13 protein-coding genes are annotated in these 17,051 nt (G+C 72.8%); 9 read left to right on the forward strand and 4 right to left on the reverse strand.

Going from position 1 to position 17,051, the window contains the following annotated elements:
• Positions 1-30: 30 nt before the first annotated feature.
• Complete coding sequence (locus ABD954_RS25805; RefSeq protein ID WP_345489378.1) at positions 31-867, reverse strand: hypothetical protein; 837 nt, start codon at positions 865-867, stop codon at positions 31-33.
• A gap of 163 nt (positions 868-1,030) precedes the next feature.
• Here ABD954_RS25805 and ABD954_RS25810 point away from each other — a divergent pair, with 163 nt between their 5' ends.
• A complete protein-coding gene (locus tag ABD954_RS25810) occupies positions 1,031-1,816 on the forward strand; it encodes a S1 family peptidase (RefSeq protein WP_345489380.1) in 786 nt (261 codons plus the stop codon).
• 78 nt (positions 1,817-1,894) lie between these two features.
• Here ABD954_RS25810 and ABD954_RS25815 read toward each other — a convergent pair whose 3' ends face one another.
• Positions 1,895-3,649: a glycoside hydrolase family 35 protein gene (locus ABD954_RS25815; protein ID WP_345489382.1), complete on the reverse strand. Its 1,755-nt coding sequence runs from the start codon at positions 3,647-3,649 to the stop codon at positions 1,895-1,897.
• A 95-nt stretch (positions 3,650-3,744) separates the two neighbouring features.
• Here ABD954_RS25815 and ABD954_RS25820 point away from each other — a divergent pair, with 95 nt between their 5' ends.
• The 6 genes from ABD954_RS25820 (at position 3,745) to ABD954_RS25845 (ending at position 12,008) form a co-directional block, all read left to right on the forward strand.
• Entirely contained in the window at positions 3,745-4,632 is an 888-nt protein-coding gene (locus tag ABD954_RS25820) for a helix-turn-helix domain-containing protein (protein WP_345489384.1), read from the forward strand.
• 11 nt (positions 4,633-4,643) lie between these two features.
• Positions 4,644-5,024, forward strand: coding sequence for a chorismate mutase (locus ABD954_RS25825; RefSeq protein ID WP_345489386.1), 381 nt, complete (start codon positions 4,644-4,646; stop codon positions 5,022-5,024).
• On the forward strand, positions 5,024-6,019 hold the full coding sequence (locus tag ABD954_RS25830) for an asparaginase (protein WP_345489387.1): 996 nt from the start codon (positions 5,024-5,026) through the stop codon (positions 6,017-6,019). The genes ABD954_RS25825 and ABD954_RS25830 overlap by 1 nt, the downstream gene beginning before the upstream one ends.
• A 76-nt stretch (positions 6,020-6,095) precedes the next feature.
• Positions 6,096-8,579, forward strand: coding sequence for an aminopeptidase N (pepN, locus tag ABD954_RS25835; RefSeq protein ID WP_345489389.1), 2,484 nt, complete (start codon positions 6,096-6,098; stop codon positions 8,577-8,579).
• 616 nt (positions 8,580-9,195) lie between these two features.
• A complete protein-coding gene (locus ABD954_RS25840; protein ID WP_345489391.1) occupies positions 9,196-10,566 on the forward strand; it encodes a pyridoxal phosphate-dependent decarboxylase family protein in 1,371 nt (456 codons plus the stop codon).
• The gene (locus ABD954_RS25845) at positions 10,563-12,008 is read left to right on the forward strand and encodes a lysine N(6)-hydroxylase/L-ornithine N(5)-oxygenase family protein (RefSeq protein ID WP_345489393.1); all 1,446 of its coding nucleotides are present in this window, start codon (positions 10,563-10,565) and stop codon (positions 12,006-12,008) included. Before ABD954_RS25840 ends, ABD954_RS25845 begins: the two co-directional genes overlap by 4 nt.
• Positions 12,009-12,034: 26 nt before the next feature.
• On the opposite strand, the gene ABD954_RS25850 is transcribed toward ABD954_RS25845, so the two are convergent.
• A complete protein-coding gene (locus ABD954_RS25850; protein ID WP_345489396.1) occupies positions 12,035-13,831 on the reverse strand; it encodes a bifunctional metallophosphatase/5'-nucleotidase in 1,797 nt (598 codons plus the stop codon).
• Positions 13,832-13,978: 147 nt separating this feature from the next.
• Between ABD954_RS25850 and ABD954_RS25855 the strand changes: the two genes are divergently transcribed.
• Positions 13,979-14,659, forward strand: coding sequence for an SIMPL domain-containing protein (locus ABD954_RS25855; protein ID WP_345489399.1), 681 nt, complete (start codon positions 13,979-13,981; stop codon positions 14,657-14,659).
• 146 nt (positions 14,660-14,805) lie between these two features.
• A complete protein-coding gene (gene pyk, locus ABD954_RS25860) occupies positions 14,806-16,236 on the forward strand; it encodes a pyruvate kinase (protein ID WP_345489401.1) in 1,431 nt (476 codons plus the stop codon).
• Between the two features lie 3 nt (positions 16,237-16,239).
• Here pyk and ABD954_RS25865 read toward each other — a convergent pair whose 3' ends face one another.
• On the reverse strand, positions 16,240-17,022 hold the full coding sequence (locus ABD954_RS25865; RefSeq protein WP_345489403.1) for a transcriptional regulator: 783 nt from the start codon (positions 17,020-17,022) through the stop codon (positions 16,240-16,242).
• Positions 17,023-17,051 lie beyond the last annotated feature (29 nt).

Consider the following 17,051-nt stretch of genomic DNA (forward strand, 5'->3'; position numbering starts at 1 on the left):
AATGGCGCAAATGCATGGCCCGCCGGGCCGTTACGGCGCGCACTCCAGGACCGTCCGGCACACCCCGCACCGCGCCCTCACCCGCCGCCCCGGCGCCACCCGCAGCCGCTGCCCGCACACCGGGCAGGGGAAGACGCCGTTGGCCGTGGCCCGCGCGCGCCGCCGGGCGATCGGGCCGGCCCCGGCGAGCGGCGGACGCCGCCAGTCCCGGGCGGCCTCCTCCCGGCCGCGCAGCCACGCCTCGTACGCCACCGCGCTGGTGAACCAGGGCGAGGGGTCCTCGCCGAACACCTCGGCCCGCTTGGCCAGCACGTAGCCGAACTCCTCCGGCGTCAGATAGCCGAGCTTCTGGCCGGACACGCCGTCCTGCCGGAAGGCGTCCAGGAGCAGCCAGCCCGCGCCGAGGTAGGTGGTGACGACGTCCGTCAGGATCTCGTTCTCGGCGGTCGTGGGGAAGGCGAGCCCCAGCCGGTGCAGCAGCACATGGGTGACCTCGTGGGCGAGGGCGGCGCCGATGTCACGGCGATGGGTGCGGAACCGGTCGTTCAGCTCGACGGCGTACCGCGGACCCGCCGTCAGCTCCACGCTCGCGGCGTGCTCCATGGCGCGGAAGTCCACCACCACCCGCACGTCGGGCAGCCGCAGCTGGCGGACGAGGGCGCGGGCGGCGCGCCGGGCCCCGAGCCGCGGGCCGTCGCCGGTGTCGTCCACGTCGTCCACCAGCACGTCCGCCGCCGCGACGCTCGTGTCGTAGCGGTGTACGCCATCGGGGGAGAGACGCCGGTAGAGCGCGGCGATCGAGGCACGGACCGTGTCGAGGTGCGGGAAACCGCGCACGACCCGGAAGACTTCATCGCTGTGCGCCATGCCGGACCACCCCCCGTGCCCCAGGGTACGGGCGCCTTCCCACGTCCCCCGTCTGGCCGAAAAGGCCACCTTGTGACCCCTGTCGGGCGCTCCCCATAATCCGGACCAAGTCTTGACGGGCGCATGCCATCAAGGTCAACCCCCCATGAAAGAAGGCCGTCGCATGAAGAAGAACAGACTGGTTCGCGCACTGCAGAAACTCGCCGCGGCCGGCGCGGTCGTCCTCGCCGCCGTCAGCCTCCAGCCCACCACCACCGCCTCGGCCGCCCCGGCGCCCGTCGTCGGCGGCACCCGCGCCGCCCAGGGAGAGTTCCCCTGGATGGTCAGGCTCTCGATGGGCTGCGGCGGCTCCCTGATCACCCCTCAGGTCGTCCTCACCGCCGCGCACTGCGTGAGCGGCTCCGGCGCCAACACCAGCATCACCGCCACCGCCGGAGTCGTGGACCTCCAGTCCAGCAGCGCCATCAAGGTCCGGTCGACCAAGGTCTACCAGGCCCCCGGCTACAACGGGCAGGGCAAGGACTGGGCCCTCATCAAGCTCGCCTCGCCGATCACCAGCCTGCCCAACCTGAAGATCGCCGAGACCACCGCGTACAACAGCGGCACCTTCACCGTCGCCGGCTGGGGCGCCACCCGCGAGGGCGGCTCGCAGCAGCGCTACCTGCTCAAGGCCACCGTCCCGTTCGTCTCCGACGCCGACTGCCAGGCCGCGTACGGCTCCGACCTCGTCCCCGGCGAGGAGATCTGCGCCGGCTACAACCAGGGCGGCGTCGACACCTGCCAGGGCGACTCCGGCGGCCCGATGTTCCGCAAGGACAACGCCGGCGCCTGGGTCCAGGTCGGCATCGTGAGCTGGGGCTACGGCTGCGCCCGGGCCGGCTACCCCGGCGTCTACACCGAGGTCTCCACCTTCGCCTCCGCCATCAAGTCGGCCGCGGCGACACTCTGACCGCGAGAACGCACGACGCTCCGACCACGCGAGCGGCACCAGGTGCCCGGGGCCGGCCGGCCCCGGGCACCTCCCCGCTCAGGCCAGTTCCACCGCGCCCCCCGCACCGCCCTCCAGCTCCAGGACCCACACCTCGTTCGCGCCCTCCCGCAGCACCGGACCCGGCACGAACAGCGACTCCTGCGGGCCCGCGTTCCAGTAGCGGCCCAGACAGAAGCCGTTGACCCACACGAAGCCCCGCGTCCAGCCGGGCAGCCGCAACGACGCGTCGCCCGGGGAGGGAACCGCCACCGACACCCGGTGGAGCCCCGGCCCGGCGCCACCGGGCACGGGACCGCACGGCACCTTCGCCACCGCCTCCGCCTCGAAGGCGTCCAGCCGCAGGCCACGCGCCCGTACCCCGTGCAGATACTGCCGCTCGTGCCGCACCCCGCCCGTGATCCCCTTCGGCTCCGCCAGCCGCGGCCCGTAGTTGACCCGCCCCAGCGACTCCACCCACAGCTCCACCACGGCCGGCCCGGCCACCGGCTCCGCGAGCTCCGCCTCCTCCGTGTCGAGGACCCCGGCCGGCACCCCGTCCACGTACACCGTCGCCCGGTCCCGCAGCCCCGACACCACCAGCGGATACGGCTGCCGCGGACCCGGCACCTCCACCCGGTAGCGGACCAGGCCCCGGTCCACCCCGAGCTCCTCGAAGGACGGCGGCAGCGGCGCGCTCCGCTCCTCGTCGCCCAGCACCTCCAGGACCTCCCCGAGCGGCGCCCAGCCCTCCACGACACCCGCCGCCGGCGCCCCGATCCGTACCGGCGGCTCCGGAACCTCCGGCAGCGGCCCCCGCGCGTACCCGGCCAGCACCTCACGGAACCGCCAGAACTTCTCCGTCGGCAGCCCCGCCTCGTCGACCGGCGCGTCATAGTCGTACGAAGTCACCGTCGGCCGCAGCTCGCCCCCGTGCAGCCGCCCCGCCCGGTTCGCCCCCGCCCACCCGGCGAAGTTCGTCCCCCCGTGCGCCATGTACACGTTGACCGACGCCCCGCACTCCAGGATCTCCCGCAGCGCCGCCGCCGCGTCCACCGCGTCCCGCCCCACGTGCTCCCGCCCCCAGTGGTCGAACCAGCCGCACCAGAACTCCATGCACATCAGCGGCCCCCGGGGCTGATGCCGGCGCAGCACCTCGAACGCCTCACGCGCCCCCGAACCGAAGTTCGCCGTCGCGAGCACCCCCGGCACCGAACCGCCCGTCAGCATGTGGTCCTCCGGACCGTCCGAGGTGAACAGCGGCACCTCCACCCCGCACGCCACCAGCAGGTCCGCCATGCGCCGCAGATAACCCGCGTCCGTGCCGTAACTGCCGTACTCGTTCTCCACCTGCACCATCACCACCGGACCGCCCCGCCCGATCTGCCGCTCCACCACCTGCGGAAGCAGCCGCCCGAACCAGCGCTCCACGTGCCCCAGGTACTCCGCGTCGTCCGTCCGCACCCGCCGCCCGAGCCGCCCCGTCAGCCAGTGCGGAAGCCCCCCGTTCTCCCACTCGGCACAGATGTACGGCCCCGGCCGCACGATCGCCCACATCCCCGCCCGCGCCACCGCGTCCAGGAACCGGCCGAGCGCCCCCACGTCCCCGTACCGGCCCGGCTCCGGCTCGTACAGATTCCACGGCACGTACGTCTCGGCACAGTTGAGGCCCATCGCCCGCAGCATCCCGAGCCGGTGGTCCCACTGCTCCTCGTGCACCCGGAAGTAGTGCAGCGCCCCCGACAGCAGCCGCACCGGCCCGCCGTCCAGGAGAAAGTCCTCGTCACCCACCACGAACTGGCTGAACTCGCTCATGCGCCTCACCCTCACCCTCTGGCGGCGGACCGGTCCATGGACAAAGATCGTGGCGGTTTGGACGTTCAGATCGAGGTCGGGAAGGCGGTCGCGCCGTGTATCACACCTGGATGCGCTACTTCACGCCCGGACCCGTCCACCACCGCCTCGGCCTGGTCTGCCTCGGCGTCGGGCTCCAGCACGGCGCCCTGCCCACCGTCGGCCCGCGCACCCTCGACCACCACGTCGCCGTCGTCGTCAGCTCCGGCGGCGGCTGGTACCGGGGCCCCGACGGCCGCCGCACCACCGTCACCGCACCCGCCCTGATCTGGCTCACCCCCGGCGTACCCCACCACTACTCCGCCGACCCCGGCACCGGCTGGGACGAGTCCTTCGTCGACTTCTCCGGACCCGCCACCGCCACCTACACCGAACTCGGCTACATCGAACCCGACCGGCCCGTCGTCCCCCTCGCCGACGCGGCCCCCGCCCGGGCCGCCATCGCCCGCATCGCCCGCGCCGCCCGCCCCGGCAACCCCCTCCTGGAGGTCGAGACCGGCGCCGCCGTCCACGAACTCCTCGTCGCCCTGCGCCGCGCCCGCGCCGACACCAACGCCGACGGCGACCCCGTCCTCGCCGCCCTCGCCCGCGACGCCTTCACCCGGCTGACCGTCGCCGAACACGCCGCCCGGCACGGCATGACCGCCGCCGAACTGCGCACCGCCGTCCGCCGCGCGGCCGGCTGCAGCCCCAAGGACTACCTCCTGACCGTCCGCCTCGGCCGCGCCAAGGAACTCCTCGCCGGCACCGACCTGCCGGTCGCCGCCGTCGCCCGCCGCGTCGGCTACGACGACCCCGCCTACTTCTCCCGGCTCTTCACCCGCCGGGTCGGCACCGCCCCCATCCGCTTCCGCGAACAGCAGGGCAGGAGCGTGCCCGGCGGCTGGAGCCACACCGTTCCGGATCCCGAACACCCCCCGACGATCGTCACCGGATCCGGATAGGCTCGCTGCTCATGAGCGAGATCGACGAGTCCGTACGGGCCGAGCTGACCCGACTGCGCGAGAGCATCGACAACATCGACGCGGCGGTGGTCCACATGCTCGCCGAGCGCTTCAAGTGCACCCAGCAGGTCGGCGTCCTCAAGGCCGAGCACCACCTGCCGCCCGCCGACCCGGCCCGCGAAGCCCGCCAGATCGCCCGGCTGCGGCAGCTCGCGGAGAACGCGAAACTGGACCCGGCGTTCGCGGAGAAGCTGCTGAGCTTCATCATCGCGGAGGTGATCCGCCACCACGAGACCATCGCCGACGGCGCGGTGGCGGACGGCGCGGTCGCGGACGGCGCGGTCGCGGAGGGAACGCCCACCGACCGGACGCTCACGGACGGAGCCCGCTGATGGCCCGCGTCACCGTGTTCACCCTCGGGGGAACCATCTCCGCGCGGGGCGGTGACGCGGCCCGCATGACCGGCACCGAAGTGCTCGCCGGGCTCGGCGTCGCCCCCGCCGGCCCCGACGTGGAGCTCCGCGACTTCCGCCGCGTCCCCAGCTCCTCCCTCTCCTTCGACGACCTCACCGCCCTGGCCGGCGAGGTGACCCGGACCGTCGCCGCCGGCTCCGGCGTGGTCGTCGTCCAGGGCACCGACACCCTCGAGGAGACCGCCTTCCTCCTCGACCTGCTGTGCACCACCGAACAGCCCGTCGTCGTCACCGGCGCCATGCGCCGCCCCGACCTGCCCGGCGCCGACGGCCCCGCCAACCTGGCCGCCGCCCTCGCCGTCGCCGCCGACCCCGGCTGCCGCAACCTCGGCGTCCTGGTCGTCCTCGCCGACGAGATCCACGCCGCCCGCTTCGCCCACAAGGCCCACACCACCTCCGTGGCCACCTTCACCTCGCCCGGAGCCGGACCCCTCGGCGCCGTCGTCGAGGGCGAGCCCCGCATCCTGCTCCGCCCGGCCGTCCCCACCCGCCTGTGCCCGCTGGACTTCGACCCCGCGCTCCGCGTGGCCCTGCTGACCCTCTCCGTCGGCGACCGCGGCGAACTCCTGGAGACCGTCGCCGAGCGGTACGACGGCCTGGTCGTCGCCGCCTTCGGCGCCGGACACGTCCCCGCCTGGCTCGTCGACCCGCTCGCCGCCCTCACCACGCGCATGCCCGTCGTCCTCGCCTCCCGCACCGGCGCGGGCACCACCCTCGCCCACACCTACCGCGGCCCCGGCTCCGAATCCGACCTGCTGCACCGCGGCCTGATCCCGGCCGGCCCCCTCCCGCCCGCCAAGGCCCGGCTGCTGCTCCACGCCCTGCTCTCCAGCGGCGCCAAGGGCCCCGCCGGCTACGACCGCCCCCGCATCACCGCCGCCTTCACCCACCTGGACGGCACCGGCCTGGCCTGAGCCCCGGGCCGTATCACCGCCCGCGTAATCCCGCACCCCCCTCCCGGGGCCGCGGGGCATCGGGCAGCATGGGCCCATGTCCGTACTGACGCGCGACGAAGCGCAGACCCGTGCCCAGCTCCTCGACGTCCACCACTACACCGTGGACCTCGACCTCACCACCGGCGACGAGACCTTCGAGTCCACCAGTCTCATCCGCTTCACCGCCCGCGCCGCCGGGGACACCTTCGTCGAGCTCAAGCCGGAAACCCTCCACTCCGCCGTCCTCGACGGCGAGCCGCTCGACACCGCGGCCCTGCACGACAACCGGCTCCCGCTCACCCTCACCGAGGGCGAGCACACCCTCCGCGTCAGCACCACCATGCGCTACTCCCGCACCGGCGAGGGCATGCACCGCTTCACCGACCCCACCGACGGCGAGGCGTACGTCTACACCCAGCTGTTCATGGAGGACGTCCAGCGCGTCTTCGCCGCCTTCGACCAGCCCGACCTCAAGGCCGTCTTCGAGGTCTCCGTCACCGCCCCCGAGGGCTGGACCGTCCTCGCCAACGGCATCACCGAGCAGCAGCCCGACGGCCGCTGGACCGCCGCCCCCACCCCGCTGCTCTCCACCTACTTCGTCTGCGTCGCCGCCGGACCCTGGCACTCGGTCCGCACCGAACACGCCGGCCTGCCCTTCGGCATCCACTGCCGCCGCTCCCTCGCACCCCACCTCGACGCCGACGCCGACGAGATCCTCGACGTCACCAGGGCCTGCTACGACCGCTACCACGAGAAGTTCGACGAGCCCTACCCCTTCGACTCGTACGACCAGGCATTCGTCCCCGAGTTCAACGCCGGCGCCATGGAGAACCCCGGACTCGTCACCTTCCGCGACGAGTTCGTCTTCCGCTCCGCCGTCACCGACACCGAGCGGATGACCCGCGCCATGGTCATCGCCCACGAGATGGCCCACATGTGGTTCGGCGACCTCGTCACCCTGCGCTGGTGGGACGACATCTGGCTCAACGAGTCCTTCGCCGAGTACATGGGCTTCCAGACGATCAACGAAGCCTGCGCCGACCGCTTCGCCGACACCTGGATCGACTTCGGCGTCACCCGCAAGTCCTGGGGCTCCGAGGCCGACCAGCGGCCCTCCACCCACCCCGTCGCACCCGACCCCGACGCCGTCCCCGACACCGCGTCCGCCCTGCTCAACTTCGACGGCATCTCCTACGCCAAGGGCGCCTCCGCACTGCGCCAGCTCGTCGCCTGGATGGGGGAAGAGGACTTCCTCGCCGGCATCAACATCCACTTCAAGCGCCACAAGTTCGGCAACGCCACCCTCGCCGACTTCATCGACAACCTGGCCGCCGCCACCGACCGGGACGTCCACGGCTGGGCCGAGCAGTGGCTGCGCACCACCGGCATCGACACCCTCACCCCCCGCCTCGACGGCGAGGGCAAGCAGTGGCGGCTCACCGTCGACCGGGACGGCAGCCGGCCGCACCGGATCCGCGTCGGCGTCTACGACCACGACCCGGCCGGCGAGCTGATCCCGCGCGAGCGCACCGGGGCCGACGTGCCCCAGGAGGCGCCGATCGCGCTCGACGGGCCGCGCCCGGCGCTCGTCGTCCTCAACGAGGGCGACCTGACCTACGCCAAGATGCGCTTCGACGACGTGTCGGAGGAGACCGCGCTGCGTTCCCTCTCCCGGATCCCCGACGCCCTCACCCGCGCGGTCGTCTGGAACGCGCTGCGCGACATGGTCCGCGACGGCGAACTGGAGCCCGCCGCCTACCTGGAGACCGCCCTCGCACACCTCGGCGAGGAGACCGAACTCGCCATCGTCCAGGGCGTCCTCGGCTTCGCCCGCACGCAGATCACCGACCGTTACGTCTCCGAGGCCGACCGCCCCGCCGCGCTGGCCACCCTCACCGCCCTCACCCGCGACCTGCTGCGCCGCACCGAGGACGGCGACTCGCCGGGCCTGCGCCTGACGGCCGTGCGCACCTTCATCGACAGTGCCACCACCCCCGCCAAGATCGCCTCCTGGCTGGAGGACGGCACCGTCCACGGCGGACCCGAGCTGGACCCGGAGCTGCGCTGGCGCATCCTGGCCCGCCTCGCCGTCCTCGGCGCCACCGACGAGGCCGCCATCGCCGCCGAACTCGACCGCGACCCGAGCGCCACCGGCCAGGAGGGCGCCGCCCGCTGCCGGGCCGCCCTGCCCACCCCGGAGGCGAAGAAGGCCGCCTGGTCGGCCATGTTCGACTCCGACGACCTGTCCAACTACCTCTTCACGGCCACCGCCCAGGGCTTCTGGCAGCCGGAACAGTCCGAGCTCACCCGCCCCTACGTCGCCCGCTTCTACCCCGCCGCCACCGCCCTCGCCGACCGCCGCGGTCCCGCCATCGCCGAGGCGGCGGGCCGCTGGGCCTTCCCGTCCTACGCGATCGACGCCGACTCCCTGGCCCTCGGCGAGCACCACCTCACCCACGACGCGATGCTCCCGGCCCTCCACCGCAAGCTCACCGACCAACTGGACGACCTCCGCCGGGCCCTGCGGGTCCGCGGCTAGGCAGACGGGGGAGACCGGGCCCCGCCCCGGCCTCCCCCGGCGCCGCCCACCTCCCGGCGACCGACGCCCCACCCACACCCGCCGACGGCCGCCGCCCCGCGCCCCCACGCCCCCGGCGACGCGCCCTCCGACGCCCACCGCCCCGCGCCCCCACCCCCGGCGGCACGCCCTCCGGCGACCGGCGACGCTGCCTCCGGCGTTGGGTGACGCGCCCTCCGGCGGCCACCGCCCCGGCCGGCGCCCCACCCACACCCGCTGACGGCCGCGGCCCCCGCCCCCCGGCGGCACGCCCTCCGCCGGTCAGCGACGCGTCCTCCGGCGGTCGGCGCCCATCCGCACTCTGCGGCGGTCGTGGCTACCGCGCCTCCGGCGACGCGCCCTCCGGCGGCCGGCGCCCACCCGCACCCGCCGACGGCCGCCGCCCCGCGCCCCTGCGCCTCCGGCGACGCGTCCTCCGACGGCCACCGCCCCGCGCCCCCACCCCCGGCGGCACGCCCTCCGACGGCCCCCGCCCCCGCGTCCCCCCGTCCAGCCCACCCACCCCCATGTCCCCCGTTCGGGTCACACCCCCGCACTCTTCGGACACACCGCCAGAAACCCCGGCACCCTGTCGTCCATGCGTGCCGCACCCCTCGCCGGAGGCGTATCCGGGCCCGATGTCCTCCGGCCTCTGCTGGACACCGTCCTCGCAGCGCTCCGGGCCGGCGCCGAGGACCGCGGCGGCCCGCTTCCGGGCGGCGGACCCGCGGCCGTCGCCGCCCGGGTGAACGGACTCCGGCCGGTGCTCCCCGAGCACGGCACCGGCCCCGACGAGGCACTCCGGGCCGTCGCGTACGCCCTCGCCGCCGGCGCGGCCGACCCCGCCCACCCGCTGTGCGCCGCGCACCTCCACACTCCGCCGCTCGCCCTCGCCGTCGCCGCCGACCTCGCCGCCTCCGCGCTCAACCCCTCGATGGACTCCTGGGACCAGGCCCCCGCCGCCTCCGCCCTCGAAACCCTCGTCACCGCCGCCCTCGCCACCGAGGTCTTCCCCACCGCACCCCGCCCCGACGCCCTCGTCACCACCGGCGGCACCGAGTCCAACCAACTCGCCCTCCTCCTCGCCCGGGAACGGCACGGCACCGTCCAGACCGTCGTCGGCACCCACGCCCACCACTCCTTCCACCGCGCCGCCTGGCTCCTCGGCCTGCCCCGGCCCGTCACCGTCCCCGCCCCCCGGGGCACCCTCGACCCGGCCGCCCTCGACGAGACCCTCACCGCCCTCCCCGGCCCCCTCCTCGTCGCCGCCACCGCCGGCACCACCGACGCCGGACTCATCGACCCGCTCCCCGCCATCGCCGACCGGTGCGCCGCGCACGGCGCCGACCTGCACGTGGACGCCGCCTACGGCGGCCCCGTCCTGTTCAGCGACACCCACCGCCCCCTCCTGACGGGCCTCGACCGCGCCCGTACCGTCACCGTCGACCTGCACAAACTGGGCTGGCAGCCGGCCGCCGCCGGACTCCTCGCCGTACGCGGCGCCACCGACCTCGCCGTCCTCGGCCACACCGCCGACTACCTCAACGCCGACGACGACACCGACGCCGGACTCCCCGACCTCCTCGGCCGCTCCCTGCGCACCACCCGCCGCCCCGACGTCGTCAAGACCGCCGTCACCCTCCGCGCCCTCGGCCGCACCGGCCTCGGCGCCCTCGTCGACGCCTGCATGGCACACGCCCGCCACCTGGCCGACCTGGTGGAGAAGACCCCCGCCCTGGAGCTCTACGCCCCGCCCACCCTCACGACCGTCCTCTTCCGGCCGTACGGCGCCCCCGACACCGCCGTCGCGGAGACCCGCCGCACCCTCCTCGCCGAAGGCCGCGCGGTCCTCGGCCGCGCCACCGCCGACGGACGGCTGTGGCTCAAGGCCACCCTGCTCAACCCCCACGCCACCCCCGGCGACCTCGAAGAGATCATCACCCTCGTGGAAGGCAGCACCCCCAGATGACCGGCAGCACCGGCGGCACCGCCAGCACCCCCCAGCACGACCCCGACCGGCCGTACGACCTGGTGGGCGTCGGCATCGGCCCCTGCAACCTCTCCCTCGCCGCCCTCGCCCACGGCGTCCCCGGCGGCCTCGCGACCGCCTTCTACGAACAGCACCCCGCCTTCCACTGGCACCCCGGACTCCTCATCGACGGCGCCACCCTCCAGGTCCCCTTCCTCGCCGACCTCGTCACCCTCGCCGACCCCGCGAGCCCCTGGACCTTCCTCAACTACCTCAAGAGCCGCGACCGGCTCTTCCCCTTCTACTTCGCCGAGAAGTTCCACATCCAGCGCGCCGAGTACGACGCCTACTGCCGCTGGGTCAGCGGCCTCGTCCCCGGACTCCACTTCGCCCACCAGGTCGACTCCGTGCGCTGGAACCCCGAACGCCGCCTCTTCGAAGTCGACTACACCCAGCTCGACACCGACGGCGAAGCCGCGGCCCTGGGCCGCTCCTACGCCCGCAACGTCGTCCTCGGCGTCGGCACCGAACCGTACGTCCCCGAACCCCTGCGGCCCCTCGCCGACGCCCCCGGCGTCCCCGTCATCCACGCCGCCGACTACCTCACCCACCGCGAGCGGCTCCTCGCCGCCGGACACGTCACCGTCATCGGCTCCGGCCAGTCCGGCGCCGAGGTCTTCCTCGACCTCCTGCGCGCCCGACCCGCCGGCGCCGAGAAACTGCACTGGCTGGCCCGCACCGAAGCCTTCGCACCCATGGAGTACTCCAAACTCGGCCTGGAGCACTTCACCCCCGACTACACCCGCTACTTCCACGCCCTGCCCGAACACGTCCGCGGCGAACTCGTGCCCCGCCAATGGCAACTGCACAAGGGCATCGACGCCGACACCATCGCCGCCATCCACGACGAGCTCTACCGCCGCACCCTGCACGGCGGCTGGCCCGACGCCGTCCTCACCCCCGGCGTCCGCGTCCGCACCGCCGGACGGGTCGCCACCACCCAGATCGAACTCCACCTCGAACACGTCCAGCAGAACACCCGCTCCCGGCTCACCACCGACGCCGTCGTCCTCGCCACCGGCTACCGCGAACGCCCGGTCGACCGCATGCTGGCCGGCCTCGACCCCTACCTGCGGCACGACTCCGCGGGCCGGGCCAGGATCGACGCCGCCTACCGACTCGTCCTCGACGCCTCCGTCACCGGCTCCGTCTACGTCCAGAACGCCGAGAAGCACACCCACGGCGTCGGCGCCCCCGACCTCGGCCTCACCGCCTGGCGCAGCGCCGTCATCCTCAACACCCTCACCGGCAAGGAGCCCTACCCGCTGCCCCGCCGCACCGCCTTCACCACCTTCGGCCTGGACGCGCGAGAGGCGCCCGGCATTCCGCCCCAGGGCCAGGCCCGGGGGCAGAAGCTGACGCCTCTCACACCACACCTCTGACGCGGAACACCCGCGCGGCGGACCGGTCAGAACACCGGCACACCGTCCCGCGTCAGCCTCCAGCCCACCGACGCGAAGGCGGCCGGATCGACCGTCCCCCTCGCCTGCACCCACTGGATGAGGGTGTTGCGGATCTCGTCCGAGTTCGCCCACAGCTGCTCGGCCCCCGCGACGTGCGGGAACGCGCCGCCGCCACTGGCCCGGTAGTTGTTCACCGCCAGCACGAACCGCGCCGCCGGATCCAGCGGCCTGCCCTCGAACGACAGGTTCACGATCCGCTGCCCGACCGGCTTGGCGATGTCGATGTCGTACGTCAGACCGGACACCGCGTCGTAGTTGTAGTCCGGGGTGCCCTCCGCGTTGGTGAGCTTCGCGGTGTCGACCGGCGCGCCCGCCGGCGTCCGGACGTAGTACTTCGCCGAGTACTCCAGGTAGTCCTTCAGCTGCGCCCCCGTCAGCAGACGCGCCTCCAGGGTGTTCTCGAACGGGTAGAGCCCCGCGGCGTCCCGGATCGTCACCTCACCGGCCGGTATCCCGGCCGTGCGCGAGAAGCACGACGCCTGGGACAGCACCGGCAGGTCCGCGTAGGCCCCGCCCGCCAGAGCCGCCTTCACCGTCTCCGCCTGCACCACGTTGATCAGGTCGATGATCGGCTCGTCCTTCCACGGCGCGGCGGCCGTGCTCATCGCCGCCGTCGACGTGCCGATGACCTGGTTGACGTACGCGACGACCTTCTTGTGCTCGTCCGCCAGCAGCCCGGTGATCTCCGGATCCTCCGGCACCGTGTTCGAGTTCAGCACACGGGCGCCGACCCCCTCGACGACCCAGCGCCCCTTCTCCCACACCAGGTCGAAGTCGAAGAGCGTCAGCCGCTGCCCCCACTTCAGCGGCTCCGACAGCACCACGTCCCTGCCGGTCTCCTTGTTCGTCACCCGGTACTCCGGGATCTCGGTGTGGGCGTGCCCGACGAGGATCGCGTCGATGCCCGGCACCTGCTCCGCGACCAGACCGGCCGCGTTCTCGACGTACGGCAGCTGGTCACCGTACGAGGACGTGCCGCTGGAACCCGAGTGCGCCGACACGATCACCACGTCGGCGCCCATGGAACGCAGCTTCGGCACCCACTTCGCCGCCTGCTCCTCCAGACCGGGGAAGACCATCTTGCCGGTGACGTTGGCCTTGTCCCAGATGGCGATGCCGGGATTGGTCAGCCCGAGCACGGCCACCTTCACGTCACGGCCCTGCGGCGTGCGCATCCGGTGCATGCTGTACGGCGGGAAGGCCGGACACAGCGTCTTCGCGTCCAGCGCGTTCGCCCCGAGCAGCGGAAAGTCGCACTGCTCCTGGAACCTCCGCAGCACCGGAATGCCGTAGTTGAACTCGTGGTTGCCGAGCGCGGCGGCGTCGTAGCCGATGGCGTTCATCGCCTGGGCCATCGGGTGCACGGGGCCGCCGGCCCGAGTGATCGGGTCGACCTTCGCGTAGTAGTACGACAGCTGGGTGCCCTGGATGGTGTCACCGGCATCGATGAGCAGCGTGTTCCCCGCGCCCTTCTCCGCGCGCACCCGGTTCACCAGCGTGGAGATCTTGGCGAGGCCGACGTCGTTGTGGGCCTTGTCGTCGAACTCCCGGTCGGTGAAGTAGTCCCAGTTGAAGACGTTCCCGTGCAGGTCCGTCGTGCCCATCACGGTGAACGAGTACCGCTTGGCCGGCCGGGGGCGGGCATCGCGGGCCTCGGCGGGGGCGGCGAGCCCGGCGGTGAGAGCGGCCCCGGCTCCGACGGCGGCGGAGCCCTCAAGGAAGGCCCGGCGGTTCAGCGGCATGTGATTTCTCCCCTAGTGTTCAGCGCTGCCATGGCGCACAACGCGCGTAGATTCTGGCTCAGACCGCACCGTCACAACAGACCTCCAGGGTCACGGAGTGGGAAAGTGTTCGACGGACGTCAAGGGACGAAAGCGGAGGAGCCGACCGTGACCACACCACACCACCCCACCCCCGAGACACCCCAGGTCACCGTCCGCGGCGAAAGCCGCCTGGAGACCGAGCCCGAACTCGCCCGCATCGGCGTGGCCGTACGAGCCCGGGGCACCGACCGCTCCGACGTCCTCGCCTCCCTCACGGCCCGCAACACCGAAGCCCTCACCCTGCTGAAGTCCTACGGCGACGCCGTCACCGACCTGGAGACCGGCGCCCTCTCCCTCACCCCCGAACCCGCCCGCCACGGCCGCGGCGAACGCGTACGCGGCTACCAGGGCTGGGTCCACCTCACCGCCGAACTCACCGACTTCACCGCCCTCGGCGAACTGGTCACCCGCCTCGCCGACCTCGAATGGACCCGCGTCGACGGCCCCTGGTGGTCCCTGCGCCCCGACTCCCCGGCCCACGCCCGAGCACGCCGCCAGGCCGTCCACGAAGCGGTGCGCCGCGCCCGCGAATACGCCGAGGCGCTCGGCTCCTCCCTCGTGGCACTGCTCGAACTCTCCGACACCGCCCCCCTCCCCGGCATGCCCGCCCCCATGGGCGGCGGCATGCGGATGGCCTTCGCCGCCGAGACCGCCGAAGCACCCGCCCCCCTCGACCTGCAACCCCAGCGCCAGACCGTCACCGCCGAGGTCACCGCACGCTTCGTCATGAGCCCGCCCACACTGTGAGACCACGGCACCACCACCCCGTAAACCGCTCATCGGAGCAACCCGCCGCACAGATTCAAGACTTGTCAACAACCTTTCACGCGAAGGTTGTTGAGTCGTCATGCCGGGCCCCTTCGCTACCCACCGGTAAGCCCTAGGCTCGCCTCATGCGCCGAGCAAAAATCGTCTGCACCCTTGGGCCCGCCACCGCGACATACGACCAGATCAAGGCATTGGTCGAAGCCGGAATGGACGTCGCCCGCCTCAACCTCAGCCACGGCGACTACGCCGACCACGAGGAGCGCTACCAGCACGTCCGCAAGGCCGCCGACGAAACCGGCCGCAGCGTCGGCATCCTCGCCGACCTTCAAGGCCCGAAGATCCGCCTCGGCCGATTCCAGCACGGCCCCGTACTCCTTGAACGCGGCGACGACTTCACCATCACCGTCGAGCCCGCCGAAGGCGACCAGCACCACTGCGGCACCACCTACCCCGGCCTCGCCGCCGACGTCACCACCGGCGAACGCATCCTCGTCGACGACGGCCGCGTCACCCTCGAAGTCACCTCCGTCGACGGCCCCCGCGTCCACACCCGCGTCGTCGAAGGCGGCATCGTCTCCGACAACAAGGGCCTCAACCTCCCCGGCGTCGCCGTCTCCGTCCCCGCCCTCTCCGACAAGGACATCGACGACCTCCGCTGGGCCCTGCGCACCGGCGTCGACGTCATCGCCCTCTCCTTCGTCCGCAGCGGCCGCGACATCGAGGACGTCCACCGCATCATGGACGAAGAGGGCCGCCGCGTCCCCGTCATCGCCAAGATCGAAAAACCGCAGGCCGTCGACAACATCGACGACATCGTCGCCGCCTTCGACGGCATCATGGTCGCCCGCGGCGACCTCGGCGTCGAAATGCCCCTCGAACAGGTCCCGATCGTCCAGAAGCGAGCCGTCAAACTCGCCAAGCGCAACGCCAAACCGGTCATCGTCGCCACCCAGATGCTCGACTCGATGATCGACAACTCCCGACCCACCCGCGCCGAAGCCTCCGATGTCGCCAACGCCGTCATCGACGGCACCGACGCCGTCATGCTCTCCGGCGAGACCAGCGTCGGCAAATACCCCATCGAAACCGTCCGCACCATGGGCCGGATCATCGAAGCCGCCGAGGAAGACATCCTCGCCAAGGGCCTCCCACCCCTCACCGAACGCAACAAACCCCGCACCCAGGCCGGCGCCGTCGCCCGCGCCGCCGCCGAGATCGGCGACTTCCTCGAAGCCCGGTTCCTCGTCGCCTTCACCCAGTCCGGCGACACCGTCAAACGCCTCTCCCGCTACCGCTCCCCGATCCCCCTCCTCGCCTTCACCCCCGACCCGGCCACCCGCTCCCAGCTCAACCTCACCTGGGGCGTCGAAACCTTCCTCGGCCCCCACGTCGACTCGACCGACGCCATGGTCGCCCAGGTCGACGAGGAACTCCTGCGCATCGGCCGCTGCCGCAAGGGCGACATCGTCGTCATCACGGCCGGCTCGCCCCCGGGCGTGGCGGGCTCCACCAACATGGTCCGGGTGCACCACATCGGCGACCCGGTGACCGGCTGAGGCTCAGTACTTCGGGCCGACGTGGGCGTCCATGAGGGCGACGGAGGCTTTGCGGGCGACGGAGATGTTGAGCGGGTCGCCGCCTCGGCTGAGCGTCGTCCACTCGACACCCAGCTCGTCGAGGGTGTCCGTGAAGAGCCGCCGGATGTCGTCCGACTTGTTGGTGAAGAAGTACCGGGGGTACTCGTAGCGCTTGCGCTCTCCGCCGACGAGGCGGGTGGTCCAGTTGGTGATGCGGCACCCGTCGGAGTGGACGAGGCCCCGGATCAAGTCCCAGGGGTGGGCGCTGACGATCTCCTGCTGCCAGCCTTCGAGGACGATGCGCCGCTCGTGCTTCCTGCCGGGGCCGTGTTGCGGGAAGAGGCATTTCCAGTGCCGGCCGTAGCTGGTGACGGCGACACACCCCTGCTTCCTGAGGATGCAGACGCTTCCTTCGGGGCGTACGGCCAGAACCGCCTCCCGACATGCCTCGATCAGCCCTGGCCAGGCATCGGCGCAGGCGATGCGGAGATGGTGCCCGCCCCGAGGGTGGTCGCTGATGCAGCCGTCACCGAGGTAGAGGCCGAGCAGGTAGGCGTATGCGGCCGTGTTCTCCGGTGCTCCCGGCACGAGACGGCATCGCGGGCAGGGCGCGGACTGTGCGCCGATGCGCGGAAGAGGGGTGAGCCGTGTCGTCCACTCGCGTAACGCGGCTCTGGAGATGCCGGTCTGCCTGCTCACCGAGTGGAGGCTGCGACCCTGGGTGACGAGCGCCAGTGCTCGCTCGCGCGTTTCGATGTCGTACACGCGATCGATCCTTGCGCGCCTGCCTCAGG

This window comes from Streptomyces roseoviridis (assembly GCF_039535235.1).
Taxonomy (GTDB): domain Bacteria; phylum Actinomycetota; class Actinomycetes; order Streptomycetales; family Streptomycetaceae; genus Streptomyces; species Streptomyces roseoviridis.

Bases quoted from the DNA above. Each gene is read 5' to 3' on its own strand.
- ABD954_RS25850 (WP_345489396.1), bottom strand. From the start codon at position 13,831: ATGCCGCTGAACCGCCGGGCCTTCCTTGAGGGCTCCGCCGCCGTCGGA.
- ABD954_RS25830 (WP_345489387.1), top strand. From the start codon at position 5,024: ATGGCCCGCGTCACCGTGTTCACCCTCGGGGGAACCATCTCCGCGCGG.
- pepN (WP_345489389.1), top strand. From the start codon at position 6,096: ATGTCCGTACTGACGCGCGACGAAGCGCAGACCCGTGCCCAGCTCCTC.
- ABD954_RS25840 (WP_345489391.1), top strand. From the start codon at position 9,196: ATGCGTGCCGCACCCCTCGCCGGAGGCGTATCCGGGCCCGATGTCCTC.
- pyk (WP_345489401.1), top strand. From the start codon at position 14,806: ATGCGCCGAGCAAAAATCGTCTGCACCCTTGGGCCCGCCACCGCGACA.
- ABD954_RS25825 (WP_345489386.1), top strand. From the start codon at position 4,644: ATGAGCGAGATCGACGAGTCCGTACGGGCCGAGCTGACCCGACTGCGC.
- ABD954_RS25845 (WP_345489393.1), top strand. From the start codon at position 10,563: ATGACCGGCAGCACCGGCGGCACCGCCAGCACCCCCCAGCACGACCCC.
- ABD954_RS25815 (WP_345489382.1), bottom strand. From the start codon at position 3,649: ATGAGCGAGTTCAGCCAGTTCGTGGTGGGTGACGAGGACTTTCTCCTG.
- ABD954_RS25810 (WP_345489380.1), top strand. From the start codon at position 1,031: ATGAAGAAGAACAGACTGGTTCGCGCACTGCAGAAACTCGCCGCGGCC.
- ABD954_RS25805 (WP_345489378.1), bottom strand. From the start codon at position 867: ATGGCGCACAGCGATGAAGTCTTCCGGGTCGTGCGCGGTTTCCCGCAC.